We start from the raw sequence: 18,054 nt of genomic DNA on the forward strand, positions 1-18,054 counted from the left end.
TGCTCTGAGCGGTGCTCCAGCACCATGCGCACAGCGCGCTCACGGACCTCTGGCGAAAACTTTGCGGACTTCTTCATGGCTCCATTCTCCAGTGTTGGAGCCTCCGCAAAACCCGGGGCGCTTCAATTTTTGATCACTTGCCTCGGGTGGGTGAAAAGATCTCGGTTGATGACCTCTCGCTGGACATGGCTGCGGTGCTCCCATCAGAGCGTGGTTACTACAACTTCGAGGGCTCCCTGACAACGCCGCCGTGTTCGGAAGGGGTGAACTGGATGGTGCTGAAGAGCCCCATTGAGTTGAGCCGCGCTCAGATTCAGTCCTTTCAGCGCATGATCAAATTCAACGCCCGCCCACTGCAACCACTCAACGGGCGCGTTATCAAGGAATCCATGTAATCGGGTGGCTGCGCGGTACACACCCGTCAGCCACACTGTCGACCGAGCCTCTGCCTGAAAGGGCTGGGGCTTTTTTTTGCGATTTTTTGACAGTGTCAATGTCAATCTTGGGGGTTGAGGTCGGGTCTTGTTCGTGAAAAAATTCACGAAGAATGAGTTGGGTGTCCGCATGTGCCATGAGTTAGGTAAAGCGCTGACGGGGAGGATCAGATCCGCCTGGTCAAGCCCGGTACTCCGGTGTGTGCAAACAGCTGAGTTGCTCTGCCAAGCTGCTGACGTGGATAAAGCCGTCAATTTGGATAGGCGTTTGGGTGCACCGGGCGTCTATGTACTCGACGAAGAAATTGCCTGGAACAACTGGCTGGCTAAAGGCAACCATGGTGTGATCAAACATCTTGTTTCGGGAGTGGGCGCGTTGCCTGGGATGGCCGACCCGTCTGAGGCTGCGAATGCTCTTGTCAAGCACATGCTGGACAACTCCGGTTGCGAACAGGGCGTACATCTGTTTGTTTCGCATGACTCGATCGTGGCACCTACCGTCGCGCGTGTATTTGATGCAGCAATGACTTGGGGGGGAATGATGAAAAAACTCGCTATTGGCATGGTGCTGCATGCATTGATGCTCGCGACAGGCCTGGCGCACGCTACGTCATCTTCTTCATCAGACTTCATATCAGCCGACCTTGTCCCGGCTGAAACCGATTCAATTGCTGACGCCACCGCTTCTTTCGCTCACTTGTCGGGTGAGCGGGTGGTCGGGTTCAAGCAGGACCGACATGGTGAGGCCTTCTGGGGTACACACGGCCATTCGCCTACCAGTGGCTGGTCGGATGGCGATGGGGCTGGGCACTTGCCGCATTGGTCTGGACATGATCAGGTCATGTCGACACCTGTCCCTGAGCCTTCAACGGCCATGCTGCAGATCTTGGGCTTGGGCGCCTTGGGTGTAGCGGTGCGTCAGGTGCGCCGAGGTACCAGGCGCGTCTGACCAATCGCCAGCACGTCAAACAGCTCTGGTGCAACATGGGCGCGCCGCAAGGCTGCGGCCAGTTCGCGGGGCGGCTCATCCAGGGCCTCGTCGGTCAGTTGATACGTACCCCAGTGCACGGCAATGGCTCGCTTGGCAGCCAGATCCTGGAAAATCTGAACCGACTCTGCCGGGTTGGCATGCTGGTCTTTCATGAACCAACGTGGCTCGTAGGCCCCAATGGGTAGCAGTGCCATGTCAAAGCCACCACCTTGCGCCGGGCTCTGTACATGGGCGAAGTGCTGGCGAATGTCTACAAAGTCGGCTGAGTAGGCGGTGTCCCCCGAAAAGAACAGGTGGCAGTCGGGCGACAGCACGGCATAGCCGCCCCACAGGCTGCGGAGTGCGTCCGTGGCCGTTCGGGCTGACCAATGTTGTGCTGGTGTCAGCGTCACCGGGATGCGCAAGCTATGGTCGCTGGCTTCCAGCACATGCTCGTCCCACCAGTCCAGCTCCACCACGTGATGTATGCCCCGTTTCGCAAACCAGGCCTTGTGGCCCAGAGGGGTGATGAACAGCGGTGATCCCCCTTTTTGTCGAGCCAGGGCCGTCAGCGAGGCTTCGTCCATGTGGTCGTAATGGTTGTGGGACAGCAGGACCACATCGATGCGGGGGAGCTGTTCCAGCGTCAGCCCGGGCGGTGTCTGTCGCTGGGGCCCTGCCCACTGCACCGGGAAGCACCGCTCTGAGAACACAGGGTCGGTGAGGATGTTGAGACCACCGATCTGAGCCAGAACGGTGATGTGTCCGATCCAGGTCATCGCGGGCTGCATGATGAGCCCGGCCTTGGCATTGGCCTGGATGAACGTCAAATCAGGTGCTGTAACCGGGATGGGGGTGGTGATGGGCTTGGGGTGGCCCGCCCGCCAGGCCTGCCACCGCCAGCGCAAGATCTCGTGCCAGCGCTTTCCCCGAAACGACATGTAGTTGTTCTGAAACCCGTCTGGTCGATGGTGCTTTTTGGCAGGGTTGAAGTAGGGGTTCTTCATGCGCATGAATGGGCGAGCTGAAAAACAAAACCCCGAGGGGCCGAAGCCCATCGGGGTTTTCTCAGGATCAGATGACGGAGCGAGTCATCAGGCCACGGTCACTGGGATCTTGCCAATCTTGGCTTGCCAGGTCTTGGGCCCTTCGATGTGTGCGCTGGTGCCGCCGGCATCCACTGCCACGGTCACAGGCATGTCGACCACGTCAAACTCGTAAATGGCTTCCATGCCCAGGTCGGCAAAGCCCACCACCTTGGCGGCCTTGATGGCCTTGGAAACCAGGTAGGCCGAGCCACCCACAGCCATCAGGTAAGCCGACTTGTGCTTCTTGATGGCTTCGATGGCGGCGGGGCCGCGCTCGGCTTTGCCCACCATCGAGATCAGGCCAGTCTGAGCCAGCATCATCTCGGTGAACTTGTCCATGCGGGTGGCGGTGGTGGGGCCTGCGGGGCCCACCACTTCGTCGCGCACGGGGTCCACCGGGCCAACGTAGTAGATGACGCGGTTGGTGAAGTCCACGGGCAGCTTTTCGCCCTTGGCCAGCATGTCCTGAATGCGTTTGTGCGCAGCATCACGACCGGTCAGCATCTTGCCGTTGAGCAGCAGGGTGTCACCGGGCTTCCAGCTGGCCACTTCTTCCTTGGTCAGCGTGTTCAGGTCCACGCGCTTGGACTTGTTGTAGTCCGGTGCCCAGTGCACATCGGGCCACAGGTCCAGACTAGGCGGGTCCAGATACACGGGGCCCGAGCCGTCCATCACGAAGTGGGCGTGGCGGGTGGCAGCGCAGTTCGGGATCATGGCGATGGGCTTCGAAGCCGCGTGCGTCGGGTAGGTCTTGATCTTGACGTCCAGCACGGTGGTCAAACCACCCAGGCCTTGTGCGCCAATACCCAGGGCGTTGACCTTCTCATACAGCTCGATGCGCAGTTCTTCCAGCTTGTTCTGCGGGCCGCGGGCCAGCAGCTCATACATGTCGATGTCGTCCATCAGCGACTCTTTGGCCAGCAGGGCCGCCTTTTCGGCGGTACCGCCCACCCCAATGCCCAGCATGCCGGGTGGGCACCAGCCCGCGCCCATGGTCGGTACGGTCTTCAGCACCCAGTCGACGATGTTGTCAGACGGGTTGAGCATGTAGACCTTCGACTTGTTTTCCGAGCCGCCGCCCTTGGCTGCCACGGTCACATCGACCTTGTCGCCCGGCACCAGCTCCATGAAGACCACGGCAGGGGTGTTGTCCTTGGTGTTCTTGCGTTCGAAGATGGGGTCGGACAGCACAGAGGCGCGCAGTTTGTTGTCCGGGTTGTTGTAACCACGGCGTACGCCTTCGTCGATGGCTTCCTGGATGCTGCGGGCGCCAAAACCTTCCCACTTCACTTCCATGCCGATCTTCAGGAACACGTTGACGATGCCGGTGTCCTGGCAGATGGGGCGGTGACCTTCGGCACACATGCGGCTGTTGGTCAGGATCTGCGCAATCGCGTCCTTGGCTGCAGGGCTTTCCTCGCGCTCGTAAGCGCGCGCCAGGTGAGCGATGTAGTCAGTGGGGTGGTAGAAGGAGATGTATTGCAGCGCGGCTGCGACGCTTTCAACGAGGTCGTCGTAACGAATGGTCGTCATGGCTAGGCCTTTTTGGGGCGGTCAGTGGGGGATGAGACCGACATTGTGCCAAGGTCTGGCCCCCTGTGTTCAATGGTGTTCGTCCGAATGCCCACTGGCTGGGTGAAGGATACGATCAGCGGCAGCAATGGCCATGGCCGACAGCAGGAACGCGATGTGGATCACCGTCTGCGCAATCAGCACCTTCTCCGAGTAGTTTTCTGCGTTGATGAAGGTCTTGAGCAGGTGAATGGACGAGATCCCGATGATGGCCGTGCCCAACTTGACCTTCAGTACGGACGCATTCACATGGTCAAGCCATTCGGGTTGATCGGGGTGGCCTTCCAGATTCATGCGCGACACAAAGGTTTCATAGCCGCCCACGATCACCATGATCAGCAGATTGGAGATCATGACCACGTCAATGAGCCCCAGCACCACCAGCATGATGGTCGTTTCAGTCAGGTGCGTTGGCACGGTGTCAGCGTGCTGACCAGATGCTGCATAGATGGCTTGCAGTGCATTCTGGTTGCCGAAGGCTGCCTCAACCAGGTGAACCAGTTCGACCCAGAAATGGAAGACATAGACGCCCTGAGCCAGGATGAGGCCGAGATAAAGCGGCAACTGCAGCCATCTGCTGGCAAAAATCAGGGACGAAATGAAGTTGGGGCGTTTGTTGATCTGCATTCAATTGTTTTCGTTTCTAGGGGAATGTCCGAAGTTCCAAATGTTAAAGATGTTGGCATCTTTAAGGTCTGTCGAAGTGTCCATCCATGAGTGGACGTTCCGATGATTTCAAACACAGGTGCCAAAAGCGCCGGTACCGGTACCCAGGAGCAATGACATGACTGGTTCCAGCCAGACGACCACTTCCAAGCTTTATCCCGTTCCCGAGGCCTTTGCCCGCACGGCGCACATTGGCAGCCGTGCCGCATATGACCAGCTTTGTGCTGAGGCCCAGGCCGACTATCCCGGTTACTGGGCGCGTCTCGCACGCGAACTGATCACATGGCAAAAGCCTTTCACGAAGGCGCTGGATGAAAGCCAGGCACCATTTTTCAAATGGTTCGATGACGGCTTGCTGAACGTATCCTACAACTGTCTCGATCGCCATGTGGAAGCAGGGTTGGGTGACAAGGTTGCCATCATCTTTGAAGCCGATGGCGGCGAAGTCACACGCGTTACCTACAAGGAACTGCTGTCGCGCGTCTCGCGTCTCGCCAATGCGCTGAAGACGCAAGGCGTGAAAAAGGGCGACCGCGTCGTGCTGTATCTGCCGATGTCGGTTGAAGGTGTGGTGGCCATGCAGGCGTGTGCCCGCATTGGCGCAATCCACTCGGTCGTGTTCGGTGGTTTCTCTGCGCAGAGCCTGCGTGATCGCATCGAAGATGCTGGCGCAGTGCTGGTGATCACGGCGGACGAGCAGATGCGTGGCGGCAAGAGTCTGCCCTTGAAGGCCATCGTGGATGAAGCGGTGGCGCTGGGCGGCTGTGATTCGGTTCGCAATGTGATCGTGTTCAAGCGGACCGGCGGCGATATCCCATGGTCGGCTGGCCGCGACCTGTGGATGAGTGACGTGATGGCGTCGGAGTCCGATGTGTGCGCCCCCGAGTGGGTGGAGGCCGAGCATCCCTTGTTCCTGCTTTATACGTCTGGTTCAACCGGCAAACCCAAGGGTGTTCAGCACAGCACCGGCGGCTATCTGCTGCATGCAGCGTTGACCACCAAGTGGACGTTCGACCTGAAGCCTGACGACGTTTTCTGGTGCACGGCTGACATCGGCTGGGTGACGGGGCACACCTATGTGGCCTATGGTCCTTTGGCCAACGCGGGCACTCAGGTGGTGTTCGAAGGCGTGCCGACTTATCCGGATGCCTCGCGCTTCTGGCGCATGATCGAGGCCCACAAGGTCACGATCTTCTATACCGCTCCGACAGCCATTCGTGCGTTGGTGAAGGCGGCCGAGTCGAATGCAGCCGTTCACCCCCGCAATTTCAACCTCAGCAGCTTGCGTCTGCTGGGTACCGTCGGTGAGCCCATCAACCCTGCGGCCTGGGAGTGGTACCACCGTGAGGTCGGCGGCGGTCGTTGCCCGATTGTGGATACCTTCTGGCAGACAGAAACCGGTGGGCACATGATCACGCCGATTCCGGGCGCGCATGCCCTGACGCCGGGCTCTTGCGGTTTGCCTTTCCCTGGTATTGATGCCGCTGTTGTCGACGAAACGGGCAAGGAAGTACCGTGGGGTCAGGGTGGGGTGCTGGTGGTGCGCAAGCCCTGGCCGTCCATGATCCGAACCATCTGGGGTGACCCTGAGCGTTTCAAGAAGAGCTACTACCCGGCAGACTTCGGTGGCAAGTATTACCTGGCAGGTGATGGCGCCATCCGCGATGCCGAGACCGGCTACTTCACCATCACCGGGCGCATTGATGACGTGCTGAACGTGTCCGGGCACCGCATGGGTACCATGGAGATCGAGTCGGCCTTGGTGTCACACCCGCTGGTGGCCGAAGCTGCAGTGGTGGGGCGCCCAGACGACCTGACCGGCGAAGCCATCTGCGCCTTCGTGGTGCTCAAGCGGCCGTGCCCGACTGGGGACGAGGCCAAGCAGCTCGCCACTGAGTTGCGCAACCACGTTGGCCACGAGATCGGGCCGATTGCCAAGCCCAAGGACATCCGCTTTGGTGACAACCTGCCCAAGACCCGCTCGGGCAAGATCATGCGGCGCCTGTTGCGTGTGGTGGCCAAGGGCGAGACCGTCACCCAGGATACCTCCACGCTGGAAAACCCCGCGATCCTGGATCAACTGTCCAAGGCCAACTGATTGGCGTGATGCGGACATTTGTCCGCATCCCATCCCCAAAGCTCGGTATCGACCGAGCTTTTTTTACGCCCATACTGGCCGGTTGTTTGTTTCCAGGCTTGTTCAGGGGTGGTTTGTGGTGTGGGGTGCTGGTCGAGAGCCGTGTGCAGGGTGGCGTATCGCCTTGCGGTTTGTCTTCGTGTGGCTTTTGCTGACGCTGGCTTTTGCCCTGTGCGTCTTTCCGTTCTGGCTGGCTCGCCATTTCGGTCAGGTCGGATTCGATCAGGTTGTCTTCCAGCTTCAGTCTGGTGTTGACAGTCTCTTTTGTGCAGATCAGCGGCTTATCCGGCGTTTTGTGCGTGAGTGTGTGGTCAGCCCGGCTCTGCTGGCCGTGTTTGTCAGCACGCTGCTGTGTCGAAGTGGTGCCCTCGTTCGATGGGGGTGTTTGGCCGTGTCCTGGGTGGTTGGCCTGGGGCTGCTTGTTGTGAGCTTGAATGTGCCCGCGTACTTGACTACGCTTGCCGGCCCGGATGTGTTTGCCACGATGTATGTCGACCCGGCCAGCGTGAAGCTGTCCCCGCCACCGAGATACCAGAACCTCTTGTTGATTTATGTCGAGAGTCTGGAGCGAACCTACGAAAATGCCGAGGTATTTGATCGCAATCTTCTCGCCCCACTGTCACCATTTGAGGCAGAGGGTCGTCACTTTGCGCATTTGAGGCAAACGCCCGGTACCGGGTGGACCACGGCCAGCCTGGTGGCCTCTCAGTGTGGGGTGCCCTTGAAGGTGTTCGGTTTGTGGAACAAAAACCGACAGGGTGAGCATTTCGAGCAGTTTTTGCCACATGCCACCTGCATGGGTGATTTGCTGGCGCAGCATGGCTACCGGAATGTTTTTCTCAATGGCGCTGACCTCCAGTTTTCCGGCGTGGGCAGGTTTTTGTCCACTCATGGATATGAGGAGCGTTTGGGGCGGCAAGAATGGTTGAGTGCGGGATACCGCACTCAAGACATGCATACCTGGGGCTTGCCTGACGATCAGTTGATGTTGCAGGCGCAACGCCGACTGAACGAGCTGATGTCAGCAGGAGAGCCTTTCAACTTGACGCTGCTGACCATTGATACCCATGGGCCGGCAGGGTTTCGTAGCCAGAGTTGTCGCCCAAGGGCGGCGGTGTGGGGCTTCAAGGATACGGTGAGTTGCACGGCCAGCCTGGTGGCTGGTCTGCTGGCCCACGTTCGTGAGCAGGGCTGGGAGGATCGGATCAAGGTCGTTGTTGTTGGAGACCATCTGGCCATGGAAAATCCGCTGTCTGCAGATTTGGCTCGCGCTAAAGACCGGTCGCCATTCAACTTGTTTTGGACTCCTGGAAAACCTGGGTTGACTGGGCGTGATATTGCCTATTACGACCTGTTCCCCAGCATCCTTGAATTTCTGGGATTTGATGTTCAGGGCGGGCGATTGGGGCTTGGCTGGAATGCTTTGGGTGATGACACCAGCTTTGATTCAGATGATCGATGGAGAAATTTGAATCGTATGCTGCAAAACAGTACACGTTACGCGAAATTGTGGGGTTTTGAATAACGTTCCGAAAACCAGGTAGGAACCCTATCAGGACATTCCCATGTTTGGGCTGGTTTGGGCTGTTTGTCCGACTTTCCTAGCGTTCACCCTCATTACAAATGCTCGTCGCGCCCCCTAGATTGCGGGGTGTAAAGGTCAAAAGCCTTCGACGTTCATGAAGAGGAGAACACATCATGGCCAGTAGCCCGGCATCCAATGCGCCAATGACATCGGAGGAGAAGAAAGTCATCTTCGCATCCAGTCTTGGGACTGTTTTCGAGTGGTACGACTTCTATCTCTATGGTTCTTTGGCAGCCATCATCGCCAAGCAGTTTTTCGCCGGTCTCGATCCGACTTCGGCATTCATTTTCGCGTTGCTGGCTTTTGCCGCTGGCTTCATCGTGCGTCCCTTCGGCGCACTGGTTTTCGGTCGCCTTGGCGACATGATCGGTCGCAAGTACACCTTCCTGGTCACCATCCTGATCATGGGCGCCTCGACCTTCATCGTCGGTGTGCTGCCCAACTATGCGGCCATTGGTGCTGCCGCCCCTGTCATCCTGATTTGTTTGCGTCTGCTGCAAGGCCTGGCGCTGGGCGGTGAGTACGGTGGCGCCGCCACCTACGTGGCCGAGCATGCGCCGCATGGTCGCCGTGGTGCCTACACGGCCTGGATTCAAACCACTGCGACGATGGGCCTGTTCCTGTCGTTGCTGGTCATCCTGGGTACCCGCACAGCCGTGGGCGAGGAGGCTTTCGCTGACTGGGGCTGGCGCGTGCCGTTCATCGTCTCGCTGGCCCTGCTGGCCGTGAGCGTGTGGATTCGCATGAGCATGAACGAAAGCCCGGCCTTCAAGAAGATGAAGGCTGAAGGCAAGACTTCCAAGGCACCGCTGTCCGAATCCTTCGGCCAATGGAAGAACCTGAAGATTGTGATCCTGGCTCTGGTGGGTCTGGTTGCTGGTCAGGCCGTGGTTTGGTACACAGGTCAGTTCTATGCCCTGTTCTTCCTGACGCAAGCCTTGAAGGTTGATGGCGCTACCGCCAACATCCTGGTTGCCATCTCGCTGCTGATCGGTACGCCGTTCTTCGTGGTGTTTGGTTCGCTGTCTGACAAGATCGGTCGCAAGCCCATCATCCTGGCAGGCTGCCTGATCGCGGCGCTGACCTACTTCCCGCTGTTCAAGGCGCTGACGGAAGCAGCCAACCCTGATCTGGCCAAGGCTCAGGCATCTGCTCCGGTGACTCTGGTTGCTGATCAAGCCGAGTGCTCGTTCCAGTTCAACCCCACCGGCACGGCCAAGTTCACCAGCTCTTGTGACATCGCCAAGCAAGTGTTGGCTGCCAACTCGGTGAACTACGAGAACGTAGCTGGTACCGGTGTGGCGCAGATCAAAGTGGGTGACAAAGTCATCTCTTCCTACACTGCCAAGGGCTTGTCGCCTGATGATGCCAAGAAGGCCGATGCGGCCTTCAAGAAGGACGTGGTGGGCGCGATCAAGGCCGCTGGCTATCCTGCCAAGGCTGACCCGGCCAAGATGAACAAGCCGCTGATCATCGCTATCCTGACGGTGCTGGTGCTGTACGTCACCATGGTGTACGGTCCGATTGCAGCCATGCTGGTGGAAATGTTCCCGACCCGCATCCGCTACACCTCGATGAGCCTGCCGTATCACATTGGTAACGGTTGGTTTGGCGGTCTGCTGCCCACCACCGCGTTCGCGATCGTGGCTCAGACGGGCAACATCTACAACGGTCTGTGGTACCCGATCATCATTGCGTCCATCACGTTCGTGATTGGCCTGCTGTTTGTTCGCGAAACCAAGGATGTGGACATCTACGCTGGTGACTGAGGTCTGACCAGTCGATTCCCATACAAAGCCCCGCCTTGGCGGGGCTTTTTTGTGGCGTAGCCAGCAGTCGCTTGCACGTTGAGGAATGCGTTCATCTCGTCTGCCATGTGCTGCGGTACATTCGCGTATATGAAGCCCTCGTGGGTAGGGCAGGTGCTAGTCAAGCCAAAGGGAAGCGTTCATATGTGGTTCATCGTGATTGGGGTGGCCATGCTGGTCATGAACTTTCTGGGTATCGGCCCGGTAGGTGAATGGACCTGGGCCGAGAAGTGGTGGGTCATGTTGTCGCCATTTGGTCTGGCGCTGATCTGGTGGTGGTGGTCCGATGCATCAGGTCGCACCACGCTGAAAGAGATGGAAAAGATCGACGACAAGCGCGAGGCGCGTCGTCAGAAAAACCTCGAGTTGCTCGGTTTGAACGACAAGAACAAGAAGAAGCATTGACCCTTCTTGGCGGGCAGGGTGTGCTGCTTTGAGGCGGCGGCGCTAAAATCGGCAGTCTGACTCGATTACAGCCCGGAGCCATCCATGCCTCAGTATCGTTCCCGCACCTCTACCGCCGGCCGCAATATGGCCGGTGCACGCGCTCTCTGGCGTGCAACCGGTATGAAGGACGGCGACTTCGACAAGCCGATCATCGCCATTGCCAACAGCTTCACCCAGTTCGTGCCAGGGCACGTGCATTTGAAGGACCTGGGTCAACTGGTTGCGCGCGAGATTGAGGCTGCCGGCGGCGTAGCGAAAGAGTTCAACACCATCGCCGTGGACGACGGCATTGCCATGGGTCACGGCGGCATGCTGTATTCGCTGCCTTCGCGCGACCTGATCGCCGACAGCGTTGAATACATGTGCAACGCCCACACCGCCGATGCGCTGGTGTGCATTTCGAACTGCGACAAGATCACCCCGGGGATGCTGATGGCTGCGCTGCGCCTGAACATCCCGGTGATCTTCGTGTCCGGTGGCCCGATGGAGGCCGGCAAGGTCAAGCTCGAAGGCAAAGTCATTGCGCTGGACCTGGTTGATGCCATGGTCAAGGCCGCAGACAAGCACTGTTCCGATGAGGAAGTGGACGCGGTCGAGCGCTCGGCCTGCCCGACCTGCGGCTCCTGTTCCGGCATGTTCACGGCCAACTCGATGAACTGCCTGACCGAGGCACTGGGCTTGTCGCTGCCGGGTAACGGCACCATCGTGGCCACCCACGCAGACCGTGAAAAGCTGTTCCGCGAGGCAGGGCGTCGCATTGTCGATCTGGCCCGCCGCTATTACGAACAGGATGACGAATCGGTTCTGCCCCGTAACATCGCCAGCTTCAAGGCGTTCGAGAACGCCATCAGCCTGGATGTGGCCATGGGCGGTTCGACCAACACCGTGCTGCACTTGCTGGCGGCCGCCAAAGAGGCTGGTGTGGACTTCATGATGCAGGACATCGACCGCATTTCGCGTCGTGTGCCTTGCCTGAGCAAGGTGGCGCCTGCTGTGCCGGATGTGCACATTGAAGACGTGCACCGTGCTGGCGGCATCATGTCCATCCTGGGCGAGTTGGCTCGCGGCGGTCTGTTGCACACCGACGTGCCGACGGTGCACAGCCCGACGCTGGCAGACGCCATCGCCCAGTGGGATGTGACCGTGTCTGAAGATGAAGCCGTCCGCACGATGTACCGTGCGGCGCCGGGTGGGGTGCCTACCCAGGTGGCGTTCTCGCAAGACAGCCGCTGGAAGGCCCTCGACACCGACCGCGAAAACGGGGTGATTCGCTCCGTCGAGCATGCCTTCACCAAGGACGGTGGTCTGGCCGTGCTGTTCGGCAACATCGCTGAAAAGGGCTGCATCGTGAAGACCGCCGGGGTGGACGAGTCCATCTGGGAATTCACCGGCAAGGCCCGTGTGTATGAGAGCCAGGAAGACGCAGTGGAAGGCATCCTCAACGAGGAGGTGCAGGCCGGTGACGTGGTGATCGTGCGCTATGAAGGCCCGAAGGGGGGCCCGGGCATGCAGGAAATGCTGTATCCCACGTCTTATCTGAAGAGCCGCGGCTTGGGCAAGCAGTGTGCGCTGCTGACGGACGGTCGCTTCTCCGGCGGCACATCTGGCCTGTCCATTGGTCACGCTTCACCTGAAGCAGCCTGTGGCGGTGCCATTGCACTGGTTGAAAACGGTGACGCCATCGAGATCAACATTCCGGACCGGAAGATTCATCTGGCCGTGAGTCCGGAGGTGTTGGCAGCACGTCGTGCAGCCATGGAAGCGAAGGGTGCGAAGGCCTGGAAGCCAGTCAATCGCGAGCGCTATGTGTCGGCTGCCCTGCAAGCCTATGCTGCGCTGACCACCTCCGCCGATACCGGCGCGGTGCGTGACGTCACGCAAGTTCAGCGCTGAGCGGTGTGATCTCCCATGAAGGGGCTGGCGTGGGAAACCATGTCGGCCCCTTTGTCATTGGGCGCTTGCGCAGATTTTCTGATCACGGTCAGGTGAGGGAAGGGGATGGCAATGTGATGCCGCTCGAATGCCTGTTTGACCAGCTTCAGGTAGGCGCGCCGGACAGCCCATTGTTGTAGTGGCTTGACGCGAAAGCGGATCTGAATGACAACGGCCGAGGCGGCCAATTGGTCGACCCCGACCAGCTCGTATTCACCATCCAGGCGGTCTCGACAGGCGGAGTCTCGCAGCATGCCTTCTGCGACGTCAGCCATGATGGACATGGCGCGTTCGATGTCGGTGTCATAGCTGACGTTCACGTTCACAACCGAATACGCATAGCCGCGACTCATGCTGATCACGCTGTCTATGGACCCGTTAGGTACAAAGTGGACGTTGCCGTCATAGTCGCGGAGGCGAACGTAGCGCAAGGTGACCTCCTCGACTGCACCTGTATGCGCGCCCAGCGTGACGACATCACCTTGCCGGATCTGATTTTCGATCAGGAGGGAGAGACCCGCGAAAAGGTCTTTCACCAGGCTCTGTGCGCCGAAACCGATGGCCACGCCGGCTACACCAGCGGCACCCAGCAACGGCGCCACAGAAATGCCCAACTCGGACAATATCAGCAACAAGGCCAGCAAAGAGACGATGACCGTGATGGCATGGCGCGCCGCCCGGCCAACGGTCTCTGCGCGCTGGATGGATTCGCGGTCCGCCATTTTGGCGGTGAGCCTGGCTCGAAAGGTTCGAATCACCTTGTGGGCGACCGCGACGGCAACCCACGCCAGCGCGATGATCAGGCCAATTCGCATCATCGAGACCATTGCGCCGTCGGAGTCATTCGGGGCCAGCGTGAACAGACCAGCAAGATCCACATTGTTGATGCCACCCATGAGCCATCTCCAAATCGGTTAAAAGATTTGCACAAATGTATTGTAGCGCCGACCCCAAAAAAAGAGGCCCTGCCGGTTGGGCAGGGCCTTGAACACACTCCTATTCACACGTATGCAACGGTTTGCTCAGAACGACGTTACAGACGGTATATTATATTTGAACAAATGCAGGTGTCACAGATTTGCAAGAGGCGTTTGCGCCGCTTTCGACATGCCGTCGATGCCCAGCACATTGATCAGCCTGTCCAGATCACCATGCAAGCGTTGCAACGTTTCTCCATCCAACTTCTGAAGCGCGTCAGGCAAGATGCCCGAGAACGGGCCAGGGGCGTTGGCCAGGATGGCCATGCCATCCGGGCTGATTTCCAGATGCACTACCCGTTTGTCATGCACGTCACGGGTGGACAGCAGCAACTGCTTGCTGACGAGGGCTCTCACCAGGTTGCTGGCAGTCGATTGGTGGATGTCCATGGCTTCAGCCAGATCGCCGACGCCCAATCCCTTGCGTTCGGCGACCAGGCTCAGCGCCCAGAGCTGGGCCCCGCCCAAGCCGGAAAGCCGTTCAATCTGCTGGAAATGGGTTTTCACGGCATTGAAGACCACTCGAAATTGACGCAGCACGGTGGCGGCGTCATCACTCATTGCGGATGGGGTAGGTAGGCTCATGGATCAACAGCAGGGGGCTTCGCAGTTTCCGGTCGAAGAAATCAAATCCGAGTTGTCTGACTGGCGTCGCTGGGCAGCTCGCGCCGTGGTGATGAGCTTTGCGGTGCTGGCCGGCTTGGGTGTGGTGCTCATGACCTGGTTGAGCGAGCATGCATTGTCTTTGTTTTTTGTTATCACAGCATACTCGCCTTGGTTGGCCTTGGCGTGGACGCCAGCCGTGACGGCCGCCATCGTGTGGCTTACGCGCAAGTATTTTGTGGGTGCCAGTGGGTCTGGCATTCCCCAGGTGCTGGCAGCCCTTGATACCAGTACACCCCCACAGGGGCGCCATCACTTTATTTCACTGCGTTTGTCGCTTGCCAAATTGGTGTTGACCGTGGGTGGATTGCTGGCTGGTTTGTCGACCGGTCGTGAGGGCCCCTCGGTTCAAGTTGGCGCGGGGATCATGCATCACGCCCGCAAATGGTTGCCCGCACGCTCCAGTGTGGGAGACCATGGCTTGATCGTGGCAGGTGGTGCCGCCGGGATCGCCGCAGCCTTCAATACGCCGCTAGGAGGGGTCATGTTCGCGATCGAGGAGCTGTCGCGCCGCCCCGAGCATCGTTCGAGCGGTATCCTGATTGCGGGCATCGTCCTGTCGGGCCTGATGGCGATATCGATTTACGGCAATGGCAGCTATTTTGGGCACATCCAAGTTGCCAGTGTTTCTCTGGCGGAGTTGCTGCCTGGTCTGGCGATTGCGCTATCGACAGGGGTACTGGGAGGGCTTTTTTCCAAGTTGATGATCGAGTCGACACGTGGCGGCAAGGACATCTTCAGCCGCTGGCGGGCCAGCTATCCGATTCGTTTTGCTGCAGGGTGCGGTTTCGTGATTGCCTTGATTGGCATCATCAGTCAGGGTGCCACGTTCGGCAGCGGGTACACCGCCACCAAGCAGTTGCTCGACGGGCAGGACCCCACGGGTGGCTTCTATGTGACGCTGCGCTTTCTGGCGACATGGCTGTCGCAGTGGAGCGGGGTGCCTGGTGGGGTTTTTGCGCCGTCGTTGGCGATTGGTGCTGGCATCGGTAACGACATTTCCCAGTGGACGCACCATGCCAACAGCCCGGCGCTCATAGCGCTGGGTATGGCGGGTTTCCTGGCTGCGGCCACCCAGGCACCCATCACGGCCTTCATCATTGTCATGGAAATGGTCGAGGGCCATTCGCTGGTACTGAGCCTGATGGCCTGCGCCATGGTTGCCAGTGCAGTGTCCCGTCTGATCAGTCCGCCGATGTATGGTGTGATGGCCGAGTTGCAGTTGGCTCGAGTCAAAGGTCTGAGCCGTAGCCCCACTGATTGAGTTGCCTGCCGCGGTGCTTGCCCCCCAGATGTATTTACATTTGCACAAATGCAAATGCTATGATCCAGATGGGACAAGAACGAGGAGACAGACATGATCAAAGTGGGACTGCTGGGGTACGGTAAAGCAGGACAGGCCGTAGCCGAAGTGCTCAAGACTGACGAGAGATTGGGTCTGGCCTGGGTTGCGCGGGCACATGTCCGGGACCCTGATGAGCGCGTTCCGGGAACCGATATTCCGGTTGTCGGGCTGGATCAGGTTTCCATGGAGGACATGCTGGATGCCTACCCGGTAGATGCTTTGGTTGACTTCTCCACGCCAGAGGCAGTGATGGGGTATGGCGAGGCCCTGCGCAGTCGCGGCATCACCTTGGTGAGCGCGATTTCAGCCTATTCAGACGAGCAGTTGGCGTATGTTCAAAGTCTGGGCGCAGATACCAAGGTGCTCGCTTCCCCAAACATGACCATCGGTATCAATTTTCTGATTCTGGCTGCACGTTTGTTGCGCCAGATCGCTCCGTTTGCGGACGTCGAGATCCTGGAGCAGCATTTCCGTGACAAGCCCGAGGTCTCAGGTACGGCGCGCAAGATTGCAGAGAGCCTGTCATTGGAAGATGAACGCATCACGTCGCTGCGGCTGGGGGGCATCGTCGGCCACCACGAGGTCATTTTCGGGTTTCCATACCAGACGGTTCGCATCACCCATGAGTCCATCAAGCGGGAAGCATTTGGAACGGGCGCGGCATTTGCGTTGAGCCAGCTGAGCGCGTGTGAGAAGGGCTTTTATACCTTTGATGATCTGCTGATGCGCAATGTGCGCGAGCAGCTCAAGATGGTGGCCGCTGCATGAGGATCAGTTGCGTGCCGACATGGATGAGGTAGCCTGCACACAAGGCTGTGCCTGGCCTGGACCAGCGTCCCCACTTCGTTCGCGTTTCAGGATTGTCGCGAGCCGCAAGCCAGGTGATGCTGGTCATCGCCAGTGCCATGGATGCAGAAACGATGTGGGCCCCGGATAGCTGCTCGAACAGCGGTGCGGCCTGGTAGACAGTGTCATCCACCGTGAGGATCAAGGCATCAAAGAGGTTGCTGCCGACCAGGTTGCCCAGGATCATGTCAATCCGACCAATGCGGATCGAGCCGATGACACATGCACACGCAACAAAGAGCAGCCATGTCGTCACCATAGGCCGGATCAGATCACAGCAGCATGAATGCGGTCATGGCAACCAGGGTGGGGACCAGCGCAGCCAACAGCAGACCGCCGGCATGGATGGCCTGATCTTCGAACGAGCCCTTGAGGATCGATGCGCCGGCTGGGTTGGGGGCATTGGCAATGATGGTCAAACCGCCCCCTGTCACGGCACCGGCGACGAGCGCGTATTGGAACTCGGGGCTCAAACCATCCACCAATGAGCCGAGGTAGGTCAGTGCTGCGTTGTCTGTGACTGCAGTGAGTGCGGTAGCCCCAAAAAACACGCTGTCGGCGTTCATGTGCATCAGCACGGGTTCGAGCCACCACTGCTGTTGGCCGCCGAGCACCACGAGCCCCGCCAGGAAAAAAGCCACCAGCAAGCCTTCACGCAGGATGAGAGGGGCCTGGTAGCGTTCATAAGCGGCCGTGAAGCCGAGGAAAAACAGAAACATCCCCATGAACACGGCCGGGTGGTGCGCAAACACCACGATGCCCGCCAGGAACATCAAATGGATGGCTGTGACAGGCAGCGGTGGCGGTGCTTCGGGCTCGCTACCGCCAGGTTGAACGTGGCGCAGTTCGCGCGCAAAGACCGCGACAAGACCTACCGCATTGATGCATACCGCCAGTGCAGCCTTCCACCCAAAGTGATGCATCATGAAGCTCAGATCCCAGCCCCATGCCGTGGCGACCATCAGGACAGGTGGTGCGGCGTAAGGGGTCAAGGTGCCACCGATCGACACATTCACAAAAAGAACTCCCAGCATGGCATACCGCAACCTGGTCGACAGTGGCTGGTTGTAGAGGTTGTCGCGCAGCAGCAGTGCGGCCAGGGTCATGGCAGCCGGCTCGGTGATGAACGAGCCCATCAGCGGCACCAGAGAGAGCACGACTAAAGGCATGGCCCAGCCTGCAGGCAAGGGTAATACACGCACGAGCAGGCGTGTCACCCAGCCAGCCAGTTGCAAGATAGGCTTGCTGGCTGCCGCCACCATGATGGTGAAGACAAACAGGGGCTCGGTGAAGTTGCGGCTGTCCAGATAGTGCGTGGCGGCTTCTTTGCCTTCAATGGCAAACATCACCAGCACGAGAACAAGCGCCCAGAACCCGAAGACGACTTCGACCTCACCCAGCAAGTGCCATAAGCCTGCATGTGCTGGTCGGGCGTGCGCCAAGCGTTCAAAAAACTTGGTCGAAAAAGTGTGCAGCAAGGCGACGGCAAAAATAATGCCGCCGATCAACTGGATGGTGGTTGGATTCATTTGTCCAATCCTATCAGGACACTGCCAGATTCAGCCTGCGGGCGCCAGCTTGTCA

At 59.0% G+C, this 18,054-nt stretch carries 16 protein-coding genes; 9 read left to right on the forward strand and 7 right to left on the reverse strand.

Features of this window, described 5'->3' with window-relative positions; genetic code table 11:
• The first annotated feature begins 125 nt into the window (after positions 1-125).
• Both ACE3PH_RS15010 and ACE3PH_RS15015 read left to right on the forward strand, forming a co-directional pair.
• Positions 126-395 carry a carbonic anhydrase family protein gene (locus tag ACE3PH_RS15010; protein WP_374320639.1) on the forward strand — a complete coding sequence of 90 codons (270 nt, stop codon included), beginning with the start codon at positions 126-128 and terminating at the stop codon, positions 393-395.
• A 133-nt stretch (positions 396-528) separates the two neighbouring features.
• Complete coding sequence (locus ACE3PH_RS15015) at positions 529-1,383, forward strand: PEP-CTERM sorting domain-containing protein (protein ID WP_374320641.1); 855 nt, start codon at positions 529-531, stop codon at positions 1,381-1,383.
• Here the strand turns inward: ACE3PH_RS15015 and ACE3PH_RS15020 are convergent.
• The 3 genes from ACE3PH_RS15020 to ACE3PH_RS15030 form a co-directional block, all read right to left on the reverse strand.
• On the reverse strand, positions 1,353-2,345 hold the full coding sequence (locus ACE3PH_RS15020) for an MBL fold metallo-hydrolase (protein WP_374320522.1): 993 nt from the start codon (positions 2,343-2,345) through the stop codon (positions 1,353-1,355). The two genes, ACE3PH_RS15015 and ACE3PH_RS15020, sit on opposite strands and share 31 nt — an antisense overlap.
• A gap of 153 nt (positions 2,346-2,498) precedes the next feature.
• On the reverse strand, positions 2,499-4,025 hold the full coding sequence (locus ACE3PH_RS15025) for a fumarate hydratase (protein WP_374320524.1): 1,527 nt from the start codon (positions 4,023-4,025) through the stop codon (positions 2,499-2,501).
• 69 nt (positions 4,026-4,094) lie between these two features.
• Positions 4,095-4,691: a YqhA family protein gene (locus ACE3PH_RS15030; RefSeq protein ID WP_374320526.1), complete on the reverse strand. Its 597-nt coding sequence runs from the start codon at positions 4,689-4,691 to the stop codon at positions 4,095-4,097.
• Positions 4,692-4,848: 157 nt separating this feature from the next.
• Between ACE3PH_RS15030 and acs the strand changes: the two genes are divergently transcribed.
• The 5 genes from acs to ilvD all read left to right on the forward strand — a co-directional run bounded on the left by acs (position 4,849) and on the right by ilvD (position 12,600).
• Entirely contained in the window at positions 4,849-6,828 is a 1,980-nt protein-coding gene (gene acs / locus ACE3PH_RS15035; protein WP_374320528.1) for an acetate--CoA ligase, read from the forward strand.
• Positions 6,829-7,006: 178 nt separating this feature from the next.
• Positions 7,007-8,392: a sulfatase-like hydrolase/transferase gene (locus tag ACE3PH_RS15040; protein ID WP_374320530.1), complete on the forward strand. Its 1,386-nt coding sequence runs from the start codon at positions 7,007-7,009 to the stop codon at positions 8,390-8,392.
• 173 nt (positions 8,393-8,565) lie between these two features.
• Complete coding sequence (locus tag ACE3PH_RS15045; RefSeq protein WP_374320532.1) at positions 8,566-10,221, forward strand: MFS transporter; 1,656 nt, start codon at positions 8,566-8,568, stop codon at positions 10,219-10,221.
• A 183-nt stretch (positions 10,222-10,404) separates the two neighbouring features.
• On the forward strand, positions 10,405-10,665 hold the full coding sequence (locus ACE3PH_RS15050; RefSeq protein ID WP_374320534.1) for a TIGR04438 family Trp-rich protein: 261 nt from the start codon (positions 10,405-10,407) through the stop codon (positions 10,663-10,665).
• An 84-nt stretch (positions 10,666-10,749) separates the two neighbouring features.
• Complete coding sequence (ilvD, locus tag ACE3PH_RS15055; RefSeq protein ID WP_374320536.1) at positions 10,750-12,600, forward strand: dihydroxy-acid dehydratase; 1,851 nt, start codon at positions 10,750-10,752, stop codon at positions 12,598-12,600.
• On the opposite strand, the gene ACE3PH_RS15060 is transcribed toward ilvD, so the two are convergent.
• Positions 12,591-13,535: a mechanosensitive ion channel family protein gene (locus tag ACE3PH_RS15060; protein ID WP_374320538.1), complete on the reverse strand. Its 945-nt coding sequence runs from the start codon at positions 13,533-13,535 to the stop codon at positions 12,591-12,593. The two genes, ilvD and ACE3PH_RS15060, sit on opposite strands and share 10 nt — an antisense overlap.
• A gap of 174 nt (positions 13,536-13,709) precedes the next feature.
• Entirely contained in the window at positions 13,710-14,201 is a 492-nt protein-coding gene (locus ACE3PH_RS15065; protein WP_374320540.1) for a MarR family winged helix-turn-helix transcriptional regulator, read from the reverse strand.
• On the opposite strand from ACE3PH_RS15065, the gene ACE3PH_RS15070 reads away from it, so the two are divergent.
• Positions 14,200-15,543, forward strand: coding sequence for a chloride channel protein (locus tag ACE3PH_RS15070; RefSeq protein ID WP_374320542.1), 1,344 nt, complete (start codon positions 14,200-14,202; stop codon positions 15,541-15,543). The genes ACE3PH_RS15065 and ACE3PH_RS15070 overlap by 2 nt on opposite strands.
• A 93-nt stretch (positions 15,544-15,636) precedes the next feature.
• Positions 15,637-16,392 (forward strand): 4-hydroxy-tetrahydrodipicolinate reductase, encoded by a 756-nt coding sequence (locus ACE3PH_RS15075; protein WP_374320544.1) that lies wholly within the window; start codon positions 15,637-15,639, stop codon positions 16,390-16,392.
• On the opposite strand, the gene ACE3PH_RS15080 is transcribed toward ACE3PH_RS15075, so the two are convergent.
• A complete protein-coding gene (locus tag ACE3PH_RS15080; protein WP_374320546.1) occupies positions 16,370-16,657 on the reverse strand; it encodes a hypothetical protein in 288 nt (95 codons plus the stop codon). The two genes, ACE3PH_RS15075 and ACE3PH_RS15080, sit on opposite strands and share 23 nt — an antisense overlap.
• An 85-nt stretch (positions 16,658-16,742) precedes the next feature.
• Entirely contained in the window at positions 16,743-17,999 is a 1,257-nt protein-coding gene (locus ACE3PH_RS15085; RefSeq protein WP_374320548.1) for a putative Na+/H+ antiporter, read from the reverse strand.
• Positions 18,000-18,054 lie beyond the last annotated feature (55 nt).

Source organism: Aquabacterium sp. (assembly GCF_041909175.1).
GTDB lineage: Bacteria > Pseudomonadota > Gammaproteobacteria > Burkholderiales > Burkholderiaceae_C > Aquabacterium.